17 protein-coding genes are annotated in these 16312 nt (G+C 55.1%); 11 read left to right on the forward strand and 6 right to left on the reverse strand.

Annotation, left to right across the window (positions count from 1 at the left end; genetic code table 11):
* Positions 1 to 66: 66 nt before the first annotated feature.
* From HUU59_10100 to HUU59_10110, 3 genes are read right to left on the reverse strand one after another with little or no spacing between them, the layout of a single operon-like run.
* Positions 67 to 1230, reverse strand: coding sequence for a hypothetical protein (locus HUU59_10100; GenBank protein NUO19788.1), 1164 nt, complete (start codon positions 1228 to 1230; stop codon positions 67 to 69).
* Positions 1158 to 1601 carry a biopolymer transporter ExbD gene (locus HUU59_10105; protein NUO19789.1) on the reverse strand — a complete coding sequence of 148 codons (444 nt, stop codon included), beginning with the start codon at positions 1599 to 1601 and terminating at the stop codon, positions 1158 to 1160. Before HUU59_10105 ends, HUU59_10100 begins: the two co-directional genes overlap by 73 nt.
* A 1-nt stretch (position 1602) precedes the next feature.
* Complete coding sequence (locus tag HUU59_10110; protein NUO19790.1) at positions 1603 to 2211, reverse strand: MotA/TolQ/ExbB proton channel family protein; 609 nt, start codon at positions 2209 to 2211, stop codon at positions 1603 to 1605.
* Positions 2212 to 2492: 281 nt separating this feature from the next.
* On the opposite strand from HUU59_10110, the gene HUU59_10115 reads away from it, so the two are divergent.
* From HUU59_10115 to alr, 3 genes are read left to right on the forward strand one after another with little or no spacing between them, the layout of a single operon-like run.
* The gene (locus tag HUU59_10115) at positions 2493 to 3080 is read left to right on the forward strand and encodes a hypothetical protein (GenBank protein NUO19791.1); all 588 of its coding nucleotides are present in this window, start codon (positions 2493 to 2495) and stop codon (positions 3078 to 3080) included.
* A 7-nt stretch (positions 3081 to 3087) separates the two neighbouring features.
* Positions 3088 to 3690, forward strand: a complete 603-nt coding sequence (locus HUU59_10120; protein ID NUO19792.1) for a hypothetical protein — start codon at positions 3088 to 3090, stop codon at positions 3688 to 3690.
* A 57-nt stretch (positions 3691 to 3747) separates the two neighbouring features.
* Entirely contained in the window at positions 3748 to 4857 is a 1110-nt protein-coding gene (alr, locus tag HUU59_10125) for an alanine racemase (GenBank protein NUO19793.1), read from the forward strand.
* Here the strand turns inward: alr and HUU59_10130 are convergent, their stop codons facing one another.
* Together HUU59_10130 and HUU59_10135 are read right to left on the reverse strand one after the other, a co-directional pair.
* Complete coding sequence (locus HUU59_10130) at positions 4858 to 5271, reverse strand: hypothetical protein (protein ID NUO19794.1); 414 nt, start codon at positions 5269 to 5271, stop codon at positions 4858 to 4860. It abuts the gene before it with no gap.
* Positions 5268 to 6524: an SO_0444 family Cu/Zn efflux transporter gene (locus HUU59_10135; GenBank protein NUO19795.1), complete on the reverse strand. Its 1257-nt coding sequence runs from the start codon at positions 6522 to 6524 to the stop codon at positions 5268 to 5270. The genes HUU59_10130 and HUU59_10135 overlap by 4 nt, the downstream gene beginning before the upstream one ends.
* Positions 6525 to 6701: 177 nt before the next feature.
* Here HUU59_10135 and pyrF point away from each other — a divergent pair, with 177 nt between their 5' ends.
* Genes pyrF through HUU59_10170 form a run of 7 tightly spaced genes read left to right on the forward strand, consistent with a single transcriptional unit; the run spans position 6702 to position 11106 of the window.
* Positions 6702 to 7496 (forward strand): orotidine-5'-phosphate decarboxylase, encoded by a 795-nt coding sequence (gene pyrF, locus HUU59_10140; protein ID NUO19796.1) that lies wholly within the window; start codon positions 6702 to 6704, stop codon positions 7494 to 7496.
* A 2-nt stretch (positions 7497 to 7498) separates the two neighbouring features.
* On the forward strand, positions 7499 to 8119 hold the full coding sequence (locus tag HUU59_10145; protein NUO19797.1) for an RDD family protein: 621 nt from the start codon (positions 7499 to 7501) through the stop codon (positions 8117 to 8119).
* 18 nt (positions 8120 to 8137) lie between these two features.
* On the forward strand, positions 8138 to 8707 hold the full coding sequence (locus HUU59_10150) for an orotate phosphoribosyltransferase (protein NUO19798.1): 570 nt from the start codon (positions 8138 to 8140) through the stop codon (positions 8705 to 8707).
* 3 nt (positions 8708 to 8710) lie between these two features.
* Positions 8711 to 9028, forward strand: a complete 318-nt coding sequence (locus HUU59_10155; protein ID NUO19799.1) for a zinc ribbon domain-containing protein — start codon at positions 8711 to 8713, stop codon at positions 9026 to 9028.
* A 10-nt stretch (positions 9029 to 9038) separates the two neighbouring features.
* A complete protein-coding gene (locus tag HUU59_10160; GenBank protein ID NUO19800.1) occupies positions 9039 to 9551 on the forward strand; it encodes an RDD family protein in 513 nt (170 codons plus the stop codon).
* 20 nt (positions 9552 to 9571) lie between these two features.
* On the forward strand, positions 9572 to 10378 hold the full coding sequence (locus tag HUU59_10165; GenBank protein ID NUO19801.1) for an MBL fold metallo-hydrolase: 807 nt from the start codon (positions 9572 to 9574) through the stop codon (positions 10376 to 10378).
* A gap of 38 nt (positions 10379 to 10416) precedes the next feature.
* On the forward strand, positions 10417 to 11106 hold the full coding sequence (locus HUU59_10170; protein ID NUO19802.1) for a peptidylprolyl isomerase: 690 nt from the start codon (positions 10417 to 10419) through the stop codon (positions 11104 to 11106).
* A 112-nt stretch (positions 11107 to 11218) separates the two neighbouring features.
* On the opposite strand, the gene HUU59_10175 is transcribed toward HUU59_10170, so the two are convergent.
* Positions 11219 to 13252: a T9SS type A sorting domain-containing protein gene (locus HUU59_10175; protein ID NUO19803.1), complete on the reverse strand. Its 2034-nt coding sequence runs from the start codon at positions 13250 to 13252 to the stop codon at positions 11219 to 11221.
* Between the two features lie 423 nt (positions 13253 to 13675).
* Here HUU59_10175 and HUU59_10180 point away from each other — a divergent pair, with 423 nt between their 5' ends.
* Positions 13676 to 16195 carry a hypothetical protein gene (locus HUU59_10180; GenBank protein NUO19804.1) on the forward strand — a complete coding sequence of 840 codons (2520 nt, stop codon included), beginning with the start codon at positions 13676 to 13678 and terminating at the stop codon, positions 16193 to 16195.
* The last annotated feature ends 117 nt before the right edge of the window (positions 16196 to 16312 follow it).

A 16312-nucleotide genomic window follows, 5' to 3' on the forward strand; every position in this document is an offset into this window, starting at 1 on the left:
GCCATCAAAACAGCAAGCAGCATCACAACCATTGGTAATCTATTCATGTTCATCATTCCAATCTAGTCATCTGTTCAGCGCAATTCCCTTACTCTGCATCCAGCCTTGAAACACGGAATAAAATTCTCCCGTTGAGTGTGCGGTCGGCTTTTCGCGGCGGGCGGTAATGGAATTCACCTCCTGCCCGACCCGCGCGACGCTGCCCAAGCCCAGAAATTGAGAGCGCCGTTTGAAATCCGAGTCCGCAAGCAATATCCCCTGATCTCCTCGTGACAAAAAGATCTTGAGCTGTCCGTCGTCCTGCGAATACTGTATAAAAATATCCCAGCCCGCATACGACGTCACGCCTTTCAAATCCCCGTCACCGCTCTCCATATAGGCCATCAGCACCGGCGAAAAATTCGCCGGATTCGCCTTCAGCCAGCCGATGAGTCCGCCGATTTCGCTCTCACCCACAAGGTCGTTGCCGATGGCGATGGATTCCGCGTTGCCCGGCCCGGCCTGCTTTCCGACGGAAGACTGAAAATCCTGCTCTCCGCGCGCAATGCCCGGCGTCTTGGAAGTCGCAAGCTCTTCACCGCGGCTAAGCCCGACCGTCGGTTGCTGCGCGTTCGGCAAACTCAAGTCCGGCCCCGTGTAACCCGGTGTTATGGCCGGCTCAAGATTCGGCGCGCCTGCTCCCTTGTAAACTCGTCCCGCCTGCGAAGTCGGAGCAGGAATCGCCGCCGGAGGCCGCGATTCGCCTGCGTCCGCCCGCTGTGTCAAAATATCCGGCAGCGGAGACGCGTTCGGCAGCAGCTTTGTCTGTGGCCGCTCTTCCGGCGGCGTGTCGAACAGCTCATGCACCAAGCCGAACTCTGGCTTCTCCAATGATGGCTCCTCAACCACAAGCTGAGACGGTTTCGACGTCACCTGCGTCGGCGCAATCACCGGAGAGGGCGTCGCTCTCGGCGCAATCCGCGCCTGTTCAACGGGCACCGGCAGCGGCCTCGGCTTGGGCGGCTCGCGCATGATCAAAATCTCTTCGAGATTGATATACATCAGCCAGTCGTATTTCTCGCTCAGCCGTTCAAGCGGAAAAAACGGCATGTTGAGCAAAATCACGCTCGTCAGCACGAACGCCATGCCGCGAATACCCATGAGAATCTGGCGCTCGCTCACGGCTTCAAGTCCTCCGCCAAGTCCGCAGGCTCCAGCGCAATGGAAAGCGGCAAGCCGTGCTTTCCGCATGCCTGCATCACCTGCACAGGTCTATCCCACACCGCGCCGCTGTCCGCTCTTAAAATAACCTTTCCGTCCGGCTGTACGGCCTTATAGCGCTCGATAAATGCGTCAGCCAACTGGAACAGAGTGGAGTCCGCATCGAGCGAGTCCGCCAGCATCTCACCTGACACCTCGACCTTGCCCGACTTCCGCACATGGATAATCAACTCCTTGTCCACCTGCAAATAGGGAGTCCCCTCGTCGAAATTGTTCGGCAGCTTGAGCGGCACCACGTCTTCCGGCGCAATCACCGTCGAGACAATCAGAAACAAGATGATGATGAAGGCAATATCAATCAGCGACGTCGTCGCTTCGGCAAACGGATCACTTTTGCGCATGTCACTTCGCCCCCGCCAGTTCTTCGCGCATGGTCGCCAGAATGCTGTTCAGCATATGCCGTCCGATGACTCCAATCAGCGCGACAATTAGTCCGCACACCGTCGTCACCATGGCCACATACATACCGCTCGCGATGGACTGCATCGTCACATGCTCCACCATCGTCTGTTCGCTGAACACCTGCACGAGTCCCACCACCGTGCCCAGCAATCCGGACATCGGCGCCGCCGCAATCATCAAGTCCAGAAAGATATACTTGTTCTGCAAACTCTCGATTTCAAAGTTGATGGCCGCCTGCAGCGTCACTTCATCCGCCATCGCGTGCACCTTTTTGCCAAGCTCCGCCTGGAACCCGGCACGCTTGAACTTCATGTAATAGAAAATCGTAATCCCGACGCCGATAAACAGCAGCAGGCCCTGCAGGAAATAAATCATGCTGTCAAATGCCCGATAGAGCACAACGATTGCCCCTATCTTCTCACTCATCGTCACTTCCCGCTCCGCTCCCGTTTGCGCGCTGGCCAAAACCGTGTAAAGCAGGGTCATGGCGAGAGCTGCAAACAATACATAAGCAAATACGGTCTTGTTCATACGTTGCCGTGTTTTCATCCGTGTCATCCTGATGGTTAATGTGGGTCAGGCTTTAGGGTAAACCTTTGATATAACAAGTAATATAGCATCGTTTCAAGGAAGTGTCAACACTCTTCACGACTCAAGCGAAAGCTCTTTGCACCCGCCATGCCCGGGCAAAATGCCGTTTCACTCTCGCAACCTCTTGTTCTATAGAACTCTCCAAACTGAGTAGCATCGAACTCCTTGACATTCCCCATCGGAATCCTTAACTTATTAACTTCAAAAGACAAAGCTTCAAAATCCACCGAATCGAAACCATGATTTCCCGCAGATTGATTTCTGGCCTGCTGCTGTCGCTGATCGCAGCCCTTTGGATTGCCGGATGCCAGAGCCCCGAGGCGCAAGCCCAAAAGCTGTTTGCAGAGCGCAAGTATCAGGAGGTGATTAATAAATACCCTGACTCGCAGGTCGCGCGCCGCGCACGAGCCATGATGGCCGAAGATCTCCTTGAAGCCGGCAAGTATCAGGAAGTCATTGAAAAGTACCCCGATACCCGCGCTGCCCTGCTTGCGCATGAAGAGAAGGCCCGCTCCCTCTTTAACGAGAAGAAGTTCGATGAACTGATTGCCCAGTTCCCCAACTCGCCGCTCGCCAACGACGCCAAGAACATTCTCGCCGAAAACCTCTACAATCAGGGACGGTTTGACGAATTGGTCGCTCAATACCCCAAAACTCCCAAGGGCAAAGAGGTTCTCGAAGCACGTGCCAAGGCTGAATTTGATGCCGCCAAGAAGATGAAAGGCGACAAGCAGATTCAGGCCCTCGAAGCCATCATGAGGCAGTATGTGGAAACTGCCGCCTATAAGGAAGCCGCTAATCTGCTCCGCGAAGTCCGCAAGAAATAATCACACTATGCATCGCGCCTCATATTTGATTTCGCTCCTGTCGCTGCTCTTACTGCTGGGCTGTGCGACACCCGCTGAACGCGCCGAGAAACTCTTCAAGGATGGCCAGTACGAAGAGGTCATTTCCCGCTACCCGCAGGAACCCGCCGCGGTGAAAGCCAAGGAAGCTCTCGCTACGAAATACCTGAAGGAAGGCGCCTATGAGAAGGTCATGACCGAGTTCGCGGATACTCCGATGGCCTTTGAAGCCCGCGTTCGCTTTGCCGAAAAACTCCTAAGCGAAGGCAAGTTCGAAGAGGTCATTGACAAATATGACGACACTCCCGCCGCTATCAAGGCACGCGAGTTGGCCGCGCAGGCCTTGTACGATGCCGGTCGCGTGTCGGAAGCCGCGCGCGACTATCCGCAAACTCCCGCAGGTTCCATGGCTCGCGAAGAACTCGCCCGTGCCGAGTTCGACCGCATCATGACGTTCAAAAGCCCGCAGGAGCGCCGCAAGGCTCTCGAAGATTTTGTCACCAATTCGCTCTATGCCGGAACAGGACCGCACACTTCCGCACAATACGAATTGGCCAAAATGGACGGCTTGAAACTGCCCGGAAACTTCTAAGCGCAAGACAAAAACTGAAAAAGGCGGCCTGATTAGGTCGCCTTTTGTTTATTCACAATGCCCTACGCCCGCATCAACCTTGCCGCTCTCAAGCACAACTTCAAGGCGCTCGCTGCTCGCGTTGCACCCAAGGGCGTGCTCGCTGTGGTCAAGTGGGATGCTTACGGACACGGATTGACCGAGTGCGCGCAAGTGCTCGATGAAGCCGGTGCATGGGGCTTTGGAGTCAGTTCCTCTGCCGATGGCATCGAACTGCGTTCTCTTGGCATCACCAAACCCGTACTGGTGATGACCGATTGGGTCGGTAAGCCCGCCCGGCATTTCACCGATTTTGACTTGTCCTTCGCCGCGACGTCGTGGTACAAAGTCGAGTATCTCGAATCACTGTCGCAAAAGCGCGGCAAGGCTATTTCCACACACTTGAAATTCGACACCGGCTTGGGTCGCGTCGGGATTCACCATTCGCTCTATCGCAAGACTCTCAGCGCCGTCAAAAGCATGCGCCATCTCAAGCTCGACGCCATCTACTCGCATCTTGCCTACGGCGGCCCTCACGATCGCGAACGCGGCCTCGAACAGATTCGCGTCTTCAACAGTATTCTTAAACATGCAAAGACCGTCGGCCTCGCACCGTCGGTCACACATCTTGCCAATTCCGCCGCAGCTCTTGCACTCCCCGAAGTCCCCGGCGACTTGGTCAGAACCGGAATTGCTCTGTACGGTCAGCCTCCCTCCCCCGCTGTCGCCGATATGCTCCCGCTTAAGCCAGTAATGACCTTGTGCGGCACCATTCGCTCCGTCCGCAAAGTAAAACGCGGCCACGGTTTTCCCGCGCCGCATTTCTGGAAAGCCCCCTATGACGGCTGGGGCATTGAGACGGATGTGGGCTTCTCCACCGGCTACCCGCGCACGATGGTGAATTCCGCCGCCGTGCTCTACCGCGGTAAACGCATTCCGCTGGTCGGAATCATGAGCAAAGACAAATCATTTGCCTTCATGACGGGTGATAAACCAGAAGCGGGCGAGGAGATTGTTTTCTGGGGTGAGCAGGGAGAGGAACGAATCTTCCTGTATGAACTCTCCCCGCTGATTGACGCGCTGCCCTACGAATTGACGACGTGGCTTAACGAGAACGTTGAACGCGAATACGTCCGCATTCCCGCTTAATCACCTCTTCGTTACAATCCACAGCAGCCCCGCCGCATGCGCGCTCCACAACACAGTACGAATCCAATTCGTATGGACAAGCATGCGAACCGCCTGTTCATTGTATCCGTTCGCCAGCAGATTGTGCTGCGGCACGGACAACGTGAACGTCGCAATCCACACCAGCACGACAGTCGCGAATAGCAGCCGCATCAAACCGCCGTCCCATTCTCCGGGTCTGAGTGCAAACCACGCCGCGCATCCCATCTGCACAACCATCGGCAGTACAACCACCCATCCGGTTTTCGCCGCATGCAGCCGGTAATACTCGCCGCTCATGTCCTTCACCGCGTCAAACAGCGGATAGTGGACAATCTGTACAAACCAAATGAGCCCCGTCAAGACGAGCGACGAAGCCAAATACAGAGCCATCACGGCTGTTTGACCTTGTACCCCGCGCCTTCAACCGCGGCGGCCAACGCCTCGCGATCCATGTTGTCTCCCTTCACAACCGCCGTTCCCTTGTCCAACGACACCTCGCATGCAGTCACTCCCGCCACCTTTTCCAGCGAGTCCTTGACATTCTTGACACAATGCGAGCAGTTCATGCCTTCGATATCCAATTGCAATTCGTTCGCCATAGCTTGTGGTGCGGCTCCAAACCGCCGTTTAAGTTTGAAATAGAAATGTCTCACGAGAAAATAACCAAGTACCGCTGCAGCCGCGTATTGCCACCACGTCGCGCCATGCTCGTGCAGATGATGCGGCATGTTGATTGTCAGCGCCGTGTTTGCCAGAAGATAATCGAGACCCAGTCCGAACAGCAGCGCGAATCCCGCGATCGCCGTCAGGTACACAGCCAGCACTTTTGAACCGAGGGCGCGCGCAATCACAATCATCGTCGCGGCATTTGTTGCGGGTCCGGTCATCAAAAAGACGAACGCCGCACCTGCTGAAATTCCCTTCGTCATCAGCACCGCCGCAATCGGTACGCTTGCCGTCGAACACACGTAAAGCGGCAAACCGAACAGCATCATCACCAGCATTGCCCCGATACCGCTGCCCAAATTCCCCGCAAAAAAATCATCCGGTATCACTGCCGAAATCACCCCCGCCACAAGAATGCCAATCACCAGCCAAAACGCGATGTCACCGAGAAGTTCCTTGAACGCAAAGTGATAGGCGTCGCTGAGCTTTTGACGTGCTGATTTCTTCGCGTCGGCTTCGGCCAGCGCGTCCTCCGAGTGCATATGATGCTTCATCCACTCGTCTTCTCGCGCACCCGGTTTAACCAAAATCACCGCCAGTCCACCCAGCACTCCGCTGATAAATGCCGCAATCGGACGGAAGATAGCCAGCGCCCAGCCGAAGAACCCGTAGGTAACAAGAATGGAGTCCACGCCCGTCTGTGGTGTGGAAATCAGGAACGATACCGTCGCCGCTCGCGAAGCGCCGCGTTTGCGCAAACCCACACCCGTCGGTATCACTCCGCACGAACAAAGCGGCATCGGCACTCCAAGCACCGCCGCTTTGAATGCCGAAATCAGGTTTTCTCCACCCAGATGCCTGCCCACTGCTTTGCGCGGCACAAATGCGTGCAGCACCCCCGCAAGAGCAAACCCCAGCATCAGATACGGAGCCATTTCAAGATACAGAGCCCAAGTCCCTGTGAAGTAGTCAAGAGTCAATTGTAAATGCCTCGATTGGCTTTGTTATTCGAATTTCCGATTTTTAATTTCGGAAAAGATACACTCTCTCCCCCGTAAATACAACTCAAGCAAACAGCTTGCCTCACGGTGGGTTTGCACTTCAGTCCAAAATTCGCTATATTTCAGGGTTATTCTATAAATTCCAGAGCTCTGTCTGTGTCCGCATTCCTCTCCCGTCTTAAAGCCTCCATAGTCCGTTCTGGTTCCCCGCTCTGTGTCGGACTTGACCCCGACCCTGCCAAAATTCCCGCACATTATGGCCGGGGACCAGAGGCCGCCCGACGCTTTCTGGAAGAAATTATCATTGCTCTTTGGCCCAAGGTCGCAGCATTCAAGCCCAATACCGCCTTTTTTGAAGCCTATGGCTCCGGCGGCTGGTTGGTGCTCGAACGTCTGCGCATTGCCTGTCCGCCCGAAGTAATTTGGCTGGTGGATGCCAAACGCGGCGACATCGAGCACACCAACGAAGCCTACGCGCGCGCTATTTTTGACGGTCTCGGCGCTGATGCCGTAACCGTTCAGCCTTATCTTGGCATGGCCGCTCTTGAACCCTTCTGGAGACATGCCGACAAAGGCGTGTTCGTGCTGTGTGCAACATCCAATGCCAGTGCCTCACTCGTACAGGATATAGACCTCGGCCAGCGCAAACTCTATCAGGAAATCGCGCATCAGGTCAAAGCCGCAAACCTGAACGGCAATATGGGACTTGTTGTCGGAACAACTAAGCCCGAGGCACTTGACAGCATCCTGAACATCGCACCTGAGCTTCCTTTGCTCCTGCCCGGCAGCGGCGCGCAGGGCGGCAGCTTTGACGTCATGCAAAAAGTGAAGAACGCAAACGGCGTTGCCTTAATCAACGTCTCGCGCAGCGTTCTCTACGCTTCATCCGGTGAAGATTGCATTGACGCCGCCAAAAGGGAAGTAGAGAAACTTAACCGGCAAATGAGCTAACCATGTTCTGCACAAAATGTGGCGCACAACTGACTGATGACGCGAAATTCTGCTCAACCTGCGGAACACCCGTCGCTCCCGTGACCATTCCCCAGACTGTCCAGCAGGTTCCACCTTTGCCCGCGGCTCCGCTGCAGCAAAGCAAATACCGCTACGCCGGATTCTGGATTCGCTTCCTGGCCTACCTGATTGACCAGCTTGTCATTTCAGTCGTTGGTTTCGTCTTCATGCTGATTGGACTCATGATGACATTTGGTGGAATAACATCGCTCGATCAATTTGAAGATCCCGAACCTGCGCTAATTGTCGGACTGGTCGGCGGCTGGATTGTTTTCGGCATCGTCTACGGCGTCGCGCAGTGGCTCTATTTCGCCTTCATGGAAAGCTCCGCGTCGCGCGGCACTCTGGGCAAAATGGCACTCGGACTGCAGGTGATCGGCCCCACCGGCCACACGATCTCATTCGCGCGTGCCACCGGACGCTACTTCGCCAAAATTCTATCAAGTCTAATCTTGATGGTTGGCTACATCATGGCCGGCTTCACTCCGAAGAGGCAAGCCCTCCACGATCTTCTTGCCGACACCTATGTCGTCAAGCAACGTGATTCACTCGATTACGAATAAGTTTAGAAAATCGTCGTTTTGACCCAGGACCTCGCACTATCGTTACTTCGCGGCTGCGGCGCCTTTCTCGAAGGTCACTTTCTGCTCTCGAGCGGACGGCACAGCAACGTCTATGTGGAAAAATTCCGTCTGCTCGAACAGCCCCGATTGACTGAACAGTTTGGCCGTGTTATCGCCGATCACTTTCGCTCGGCTGATCCCGATCTCGTCGTCGGCCCGCTCACCGGCGGTGTCCTCGTCGCACACGAAGTCGGCAAAGACCTCGGATCTCGCATCGCTTTCCCTGAGCGTATTGACGGTCGCATGGAATGGCGGCGCGGGTTTGCGATTCAACCCGGCCAGCGTGTTCTCATTTGCGAAGATGTCATCACCACCGGCCTGTCCGTCGGTGAAGTTAAGCAAGCCGTCGAACGCGAAGGCGGCAGCGTCATCGGCATCGGCACGCTGATTCAGCGCGGCGAAATTGACCTCACGCCCACGCCGTTCGCAGTGGTGAAACTCGCTCTCGATTCCTTCACACCGGACGAATGCCCGCTTTGCAAGCAAGGCATTCCGCTGACCAAGCGCGGTAGCCGGACAACCGTTTGAACTATGACTTGCACCGTTTGCGGCTCTTCAATTCCACAAGGCTCGCAGTTCTGCTCCAAATGCGGAACTGAAGTCGGCGCGCATGCCCGGCCTGTTGTAGTGGTCCAGCCTCCGCGTGAACGGCAATGGCACCCCGGCATTGCCGCGGTTTTGAGCTTCTTCTTCCCCGGTGTCGGTCAAATCTACCGCGGCAAAATTCTGCGCGGTCTGCTCTGGATGGCCGCTGTGGCAGTCGGTTATTGGTTGCTCATCGTCCCCGGCTTGGTACTCCACCTGCTGTGCATCATCAATGCCTACGCCGGCGACCCCTATAAACGATAGGAGTACGAACATGTTCTGCCCTCATTGCGGAAAACCCAATCCCGACGACGCGCAATACTGTCAGATTTGCGGCCGCGAACTTTCCAACGCCGCAACTCAGGCCACCGCACAGGCACAGCAGTCCATCAATATCGCTCCGGTTCAGTATGCCGGATTCTGGCGCCGCGTGCTGGCCTCGCTGATTGACGGAATTCTGCTCTCGCTCGTCACCGGGTCATTCACATGGGTGGTTGACTTCGGCGACTTCAAAGTCAGCTACGGACTTGGAGTTGTCGTTCAATGGCTCTATTACGCGCTCCTGGAAAGCTCAAACTATCAGGCCACGCTCGGCAAAATGGCCATCGGCATCGTCGTCACGGATGAACAATATCGCCGCATCACCTTTGGCCGCGCCACCGGTCGATTTTTCGGCAAATTCCTGAGCGCGGTGATTCTCGGTATCGGCTTCATGATGGCCGGATTCACCCAGAAGAAGCAGGCCTTGCACGACGTTCTGGCCGGAACTCTGGTCGTTCAAAAGTAACTATAAAGCGAAGACTACTGTTGACAGTTCCACACGGTCGCGTCAGCGCAATGGGTCCAGCGTTCACGCTGGCCGTTCTCGCCTCCGGCTCAAAGGCTAACGCGCTGCTTCTGCGTGAAGGCAACACCCGCATCCTCATTGATGCTGGTCTCGGCATTCGCGGGCTGATGTTTGCAATGCAGCAAATCGGTGAGAACGTGATGAATGTCAACGCGGTGTTCATCACCCACGAGCATACCGACCACACTCGCGGACTGAACAGTCTCCTGAAGAAGTCCGGCGCGCCCGTCTATGCGACGGCGGGAACACTCACCGCTCTCTCGCCCGGTTTCATGCGCGCGCAGCGTGCCTTTCCCATGAACGGCTCAGCCGTTGATGTCGGCCCTTTCAATGTCCGTGCGCTGCCGATTCTGCACGATGCCGCCGAACCGGTTGCCTATCAGATTCATTGCGGCAGCGAAGTCGTTACCGTCGCAACCGATTTGGGCGAAGTGCCCGCGGAACTGCATCAGGCCTTCTCCGAATCCACCGTGGCCGTGATTGAGAGCAACCATGACGAGGAAATGCTCCGTACCGGACCCTATCCCGAGCTCTTGAAAATTCGCATCGCAGGCAGCACCGGCCACCTGTCCAACCGTCAGACCGCCGATGTGCTCCGCGACTGCACGAACAGAACCATGAAGCACGTCGTGCTTGCGCATCTCTCCGAAGAAAACAACCATCCGCTGCTCGCGCACGATTGCGCGCGCGGCGCGCTGGAGAACAATCCCGACATCTCCGTGCATCTTACGGCACAGAGAACGCTCGGACCGATTTTGACACTATAAACCAATTCAAATAACTCCCGTCAAAGGAAGAAGCCTCCATGAAATCACTGTTGATTGTCCTGATTGCCGCGGGCGTTGCGTTCGCGGGCTGCTCAAAATCTGAAAAGCCTGCCGATACCGCCGCAAAGAAGGAGGAACCGAAAAAGACCGAAGTTCAAAACACTCAGGAGCAAGCGAAACCCGTGTCCGAATCTCCCAAGCTCGAAAAATGGCCTGCCGATTATCCGGTGGATGGTGATAGTGTGGCTGTGATTGAAATCGAACAGGAAGGCGGCCCCATCAAGGGCACCATCGTCTGTGAGTTCTATCCCGACAAAGCCCCCAATCACGTACGCAACTTCAAATATCTCGCCAGCAACAATTTCTACAACGGCGTGATCTTCCACCGTGTCATCAAAAACTTTATGATTCAGGGCGGCGACCCCACCGGCACAGGTCAGGGCGGCCCCGGCTGGACCGTGAACGCGGAGTTCAACGACCGCAAGCATGAACCGGGCACTCTCTCCATGGCTCGCACACCCGACCCCAACAGCGCCGGCTCGCAGTTCTTCATCTGCCATGTCGCCACGCCGCACCTCGATAATCAATACACCGTCTTCGGCAAGACCATCAAGGGTATGGAAATCGTTGACGCCATCGCCAATACGCCTGTGCAGGGCTCTACCCCGCTCAACAAGGTCAAAATGAAGTCCGTCAAGATTATGAGCCGTGCTCAGGCCGGTCTGTAAGATTTTCAACACTCGCCGTTGTGGGTCTCAACGCCCGCATTGGCAATGAAAACAGAACAGCCGCAGAATTTCTGCGGCTGTTTTACATTGGCGAGTTTCCAAGTCCTCGCGCCTACTTCAGCAAAATTGCCTTGTGCATGGATTGAAATCCGTCGCCGCTCAAAACCACGATGTATGTCCCGGTGGCAAGCTGTGAGCCGTCCCACATCACACGATGTTCACCTTGCGATTGCACACCGTTCACAAGCTCTTCCACTAGTCTGCCTTGCAGGTCAAAGGCACGCAGACTCACCTGCGCCGACTGTGGAAGAGAATAAGTCAGCGTGGTCATGCTGTTGAACGGATTGGGATACCCGGTCAGCACGTCGAACGCCGTCGGTAAAGCCCTGTCCTCCGCCGAACTCACCAACATTCCGTTACCCGACAAAGACACAAATACTGTCCCCGCGCTGCTCTCAATCACCAGCTCGCCTTCCGAAATTCCGCTCCTATTCGCGGCGAAAACAACGTTAACGGTCTGATTGCTTCCGGCGGTCAGAAAAAACGGCGCTGCCTCAAATGCGAAGTCCGGATTATCGCAGCTGAAATTTCTCACGAACAGCGTGTCCGGCCCGTCGCTGAAAATTCTGAAGCTCAATTCCTGACTGAGACCAACCGGCACATCGCCGAAATCAAGCTCCGTGCGGCTCAGCCGGAGCGTCCCTTGTGTGATGTGAAAGTCCGTGTCACTGACATCAAACACCGACGGATTGGCCGCATCTTCAATCCATATCCGGCACTGTGATGCCGCCGGGCCGCTCACGGTAAAACTTGCGCTGCCTGTGTCCGGTATATTCAGTAATTCTGGAATCGTCTCCCAATCGCCGTCAGGGAAATTCCGGTTCAACCGGATAGTCACCGCACCTGTGTAGTCCGCCGATGTCCAAGTAATCGTCTGCGTGGTCAGACTGTTCCAGTTTTCGCCTCCTGCGGGTGCAGTCAGATTCAGCCAGTCTCCGTTGCCGAATCCCACCAGCCACACATCGTCCAGCCCTGAACCGAACGAATACGTCTCTCCGGCCAGCACGATATTGCCGTTGTTATCAATGGTCACTCCGTTGGCCATGTCCTGACCGATTCCTCCGGCAATTCCCTCCTGCATCACCGCTCCGTCGCCGTCAACGGTTACAAACCAGAATTGTTCCGAGCCCGCGCTCCAGCCCCGGCTTCTGAATCCCGCCAGTATAAACTCGCCTTGGCTCGTTTGCATCATCGCGTTGCATTCGTCATGGTATTGAAAGCCGTAGCTTCGCGTCCACAGCGTGTCTCCGCTCTCATTCAGCCGCACCAGCCAAAAGTCATCGTCCCCGTCTCTGAACTCGCGCCACTTTCCCGCCACTGCAAAACCGCCGTCAAACGTCTGCACAATCGTGCGCCCGCCTTCGCCCCATTCACCCCCGTAAGAGCGCGCCCACAAACTGTCGCCCGCGCTGTTCGTTCGCACCACCCACACATCCGACCGTCCCGCGCTGAAGGAATTGGTATTGCCCGTCATCGCATAGCCGCCGTCGTCTGTGGCGATGACGCTCATGCACTGATCATAGTCACTGCCTCCGAACGTTCTCTGCCACTCATGATTTCCCAGCGAATCTGTTTTGACAAGCCAGAATTGATCCAATTGCGCGCTCGTGCCTTTGACTCCGCCGAGAATGAATCCGTCGTCTTGAGTCAAATCAATCGTCGTCAGCCAATCATAGGATGATGTCCCGAATGTCCGGTTCCACACCATGTTTCCTTCTGCATCCGTCTTGATGAGCCAGCCATCCGCACTGCCCGCGCCTTGCGATTGTGTCATACCCGCAATTACAAGTCCGCCGTCCACCGTTTGCTTGACCGACCAGCCTTGGTCAATGCCGCTGCCGCCAAAGGTTCTCGACCATAACAGCGTGTGCTCGCTGTCATATTTTAGAAGCCAGACATCGCCTGCTCCCGCGCCGAACGATGCCGTCGAGCCGACAACGATTAAGCCACCATCGTCAGTGCGCTGAATCGACTGCGCCCGATCATGTTGAATTCCGCCGCTGACCGTCGCCCAAATACTATCCACTTGCGCGAAGCAAGTCACAGATGAAACGAAAAGTGTGCACAAGAAAATGAAGTTCTGCATGAGTGAAGCTGCTTGAATGACCGGAAACACCATCGAAGATGAATCTCTATTTGGCAACCCTTGTGCCAGCCTCCGGAACTTCTGGCAATGCTTTCCTCTAACGTAATGTTTTACAAAGTTTTCCTCACAAATTCCGGGACATGTGTACATGCAAAATGCTGTAGCACGAACAAGTATTTTTCTGGGGCGGAAAGGACTCACTGTGGCATCGTTGCCCGACACTCCGCCGGAATCTGAACTTGCGATACTACCACCTCCGGACTCGCGTTCCGTTGCCATAAATAAATGATTATATTGGATTAAACAATTTTCAAGAAATTAGCTTGTACCGCTTGCACCATTGGTGCAAACTGTATTATTATGTTTATCACCATGGCATCATGAGCAATTGAAGTTTAATGTGCAGTTTTGGGGAGAATAAGGATGAGAAAATCGAATCGTTCGTGGTTTATGTGTTGCGCTATCAGCTTCTCTCTGAACGCGGTGGCCGCAGAAGAAGAGCAATCGCGGTATCGAAATGACCCTCTTGACCAGGGCGGCGAAGCCTGCGCCAACGCTACCCCCATTAACTCACTTCCATTCTGTGACACCGGGACGACGGTAGGTTACGTTGATAATTACGCGTCAACATGCGCCCCGGGCCTTCACGCTCCCGATGTCGTTTACACAATGTTCGTAGCATCAACCAGAACGGTGACCTTCTCGCTCTGCGGTTCGGCTTACAATACGGCATTGACAGTCTGGCGTCATTGCCCAAGTTCCGGCGGTACACTCGTCTGCTGCAGCAACGATATCTGCGGAGACGATGCCTGCTGCGCAGTAACCCTTACACCCGGAGCACCGTACTACATCGTTGTCGACGGAGGCTCCACTGCGGATATGTCGGGGGATTATTTCTTCAACGTTTTGGATGGTGCAGACGTCTGTCCGAACACGCCTTGCCCGCCGGATTTCTGTGCGTACGACTCGATTGACACCGAACCGAACAACAGCTGTTTGGACCCAAGCGGTATCGCGTCCTGCGGTGATACGCTCTGCGGTTTCATGGAACCGAACAGCAACGATTTTCATTACTTTGTCATCGGCGGAAACGGTTGGAGCAATGTCACCATTGATGTGTTCGGCAACGATACTCCCGGTTGGTATCCTTACGATCGTGGCTTGAATCCCCGCGTCGAAATCCAAAGTTGCTCACAAGTCTATGCGGCGGACAGTGACGGTGGTGTTGGCAACGATGCGCGTATTGAAAATTACTGCCTTGCCGCCGGAGTTTACCTGCTGCATGTGTCCGCCGAACCTCAATCCAACAGTGGCCCATACCTCATTGCGATTAGCTGTGAGCCTTGCACGACAGCCTGCACTTATTCGAACCTTGACTACGAACCTGCCAACAGCGATTGCAATAATCCGATGGTAGCCATCGAATGCGGCGACACACTTTGCGGCGCACTGATAGCCTTGGACACTTTGGATTATTACCGACTTGATATCACCGGTGCGGGCTTGCAAACATTAACCATTGATATTTTCGGTAACGACACTCCGGGCTACTTCCCCTTCGGTCAAGGGCTGGATCCGAAAATCACGTTGTTGGCAACTCCCTGTTTCAATTCAATCGCCGTTGATTTTGATGGCGGTGTCGGCGAAGATGCGCGGCTCATTGCCGACAGTCTCACGGCTGGCACATATCACTTGGTCGTCGAAAGCGCGTTCAACACGCCGGGCGGGCCATATGTCATGGCTATAGATTGCAGAGATGCGACCTGTAACTATCCCAATCTTGACATTGAGCCCAACGGCACCTGCAACGGCGGCGGCGGCGGAACGATAATCTTAGGCGACACCGTGTGTGGAAATCAGGAACTCGGCAGCAACGATTACTACTTCTTCGAAGTCCCCGGCCCCACCTGCAAATTAGTTTCGATTGATGCTTTCGGTGATGACACACCGGGATTTTATCCCTTTGGACTGGGCATGAATTCCGCATTGACGCTTTATGCCTTGACTCCCGGCTGCGCTCCGTTGGCAAGTGATCAAAACAGCGGTATTGGCGAAGATGCGCGGCTCGATTCCATCTGTCTCGAACCGGGGCGTTATCGGTTATTGGTGACCGCTGAGCCGCAAGGAGTAAGCTCCGGCCCGTATGTCGTTGCGACTTCTTACACGCTCTGCGCCTGCGCAACCTGTGACTATCCCAACGGCGATATTGAAGCCAATAACAACTCCTGCGCAAACTACGGCGGCGGCTCTATCACTTGTGGCGACACCGTTTGCGGATTAATCACCGCCGATACCGGACCCGATCACCTGAATTTCACCGTATTGGGGTTTGAATGCAAACTGGTCACTATTGACGCCTTCGGTGACGATACTCCCGGCTTTTATCCCTTCGGACAGGGGTTGAATTCACACCTGATTCTCTACGATGACACGACCTGTGTCCCGATTATTCAGGATGACAATGATGGCGTCGGCAGTGATGCGCGAGTGCAAGTCTGTCTTGACCCCGGCACCTATCGCCTGCGCGTCTCAAACGGCACCAGCGGCACAACCGGGCCATGGATAATCGCGACAAGCTGCTCGCCCTGTGTATTGCCTCCGTGTCCAGAGCCGGACAGCGTAGTGATCGTTTATCCTGCTCAAAATGGGTTCGGCAATCCATTTCAGGATATCGAACTGCAATGGCCGCCTGTTCCCGGAGCGATTGATTACCAAATCTATGGCACAGACGACAACAACGACCCGCTCATCGTCACTCCGGCCAATTTTCTCGGCTCAGCAACCGGCACTCACTTCGTGCACGAAAACATTGTATCACTGAGCGACGCCGTCTGGATTTACCAGGTTGTCACCGTCTGCTTCGATGGCGACCCTTGTGCACCGGCGCCGCCCGCAGCCCGAAAGCCCGAAATGAATCCGGTTTCGCCCCCTTTGACCAGGTAGGTACAAACTTCACAAAGTCCCCCAGAACAGCTTGCACCATTGGTGCAAGCTGTTTTATTATAGAGTATAGAACGGCACCTTGTGAATATTTGGCAAAATATGACTAAACTGGGAGAA

The sequence above is a fragment of the bacterium genome (assembly GCA_013360195.1).
GTDB lineage: Bacteria > Electryoneota > RPQS01 > RPQS01 > RPQS01 > JABWCQ01.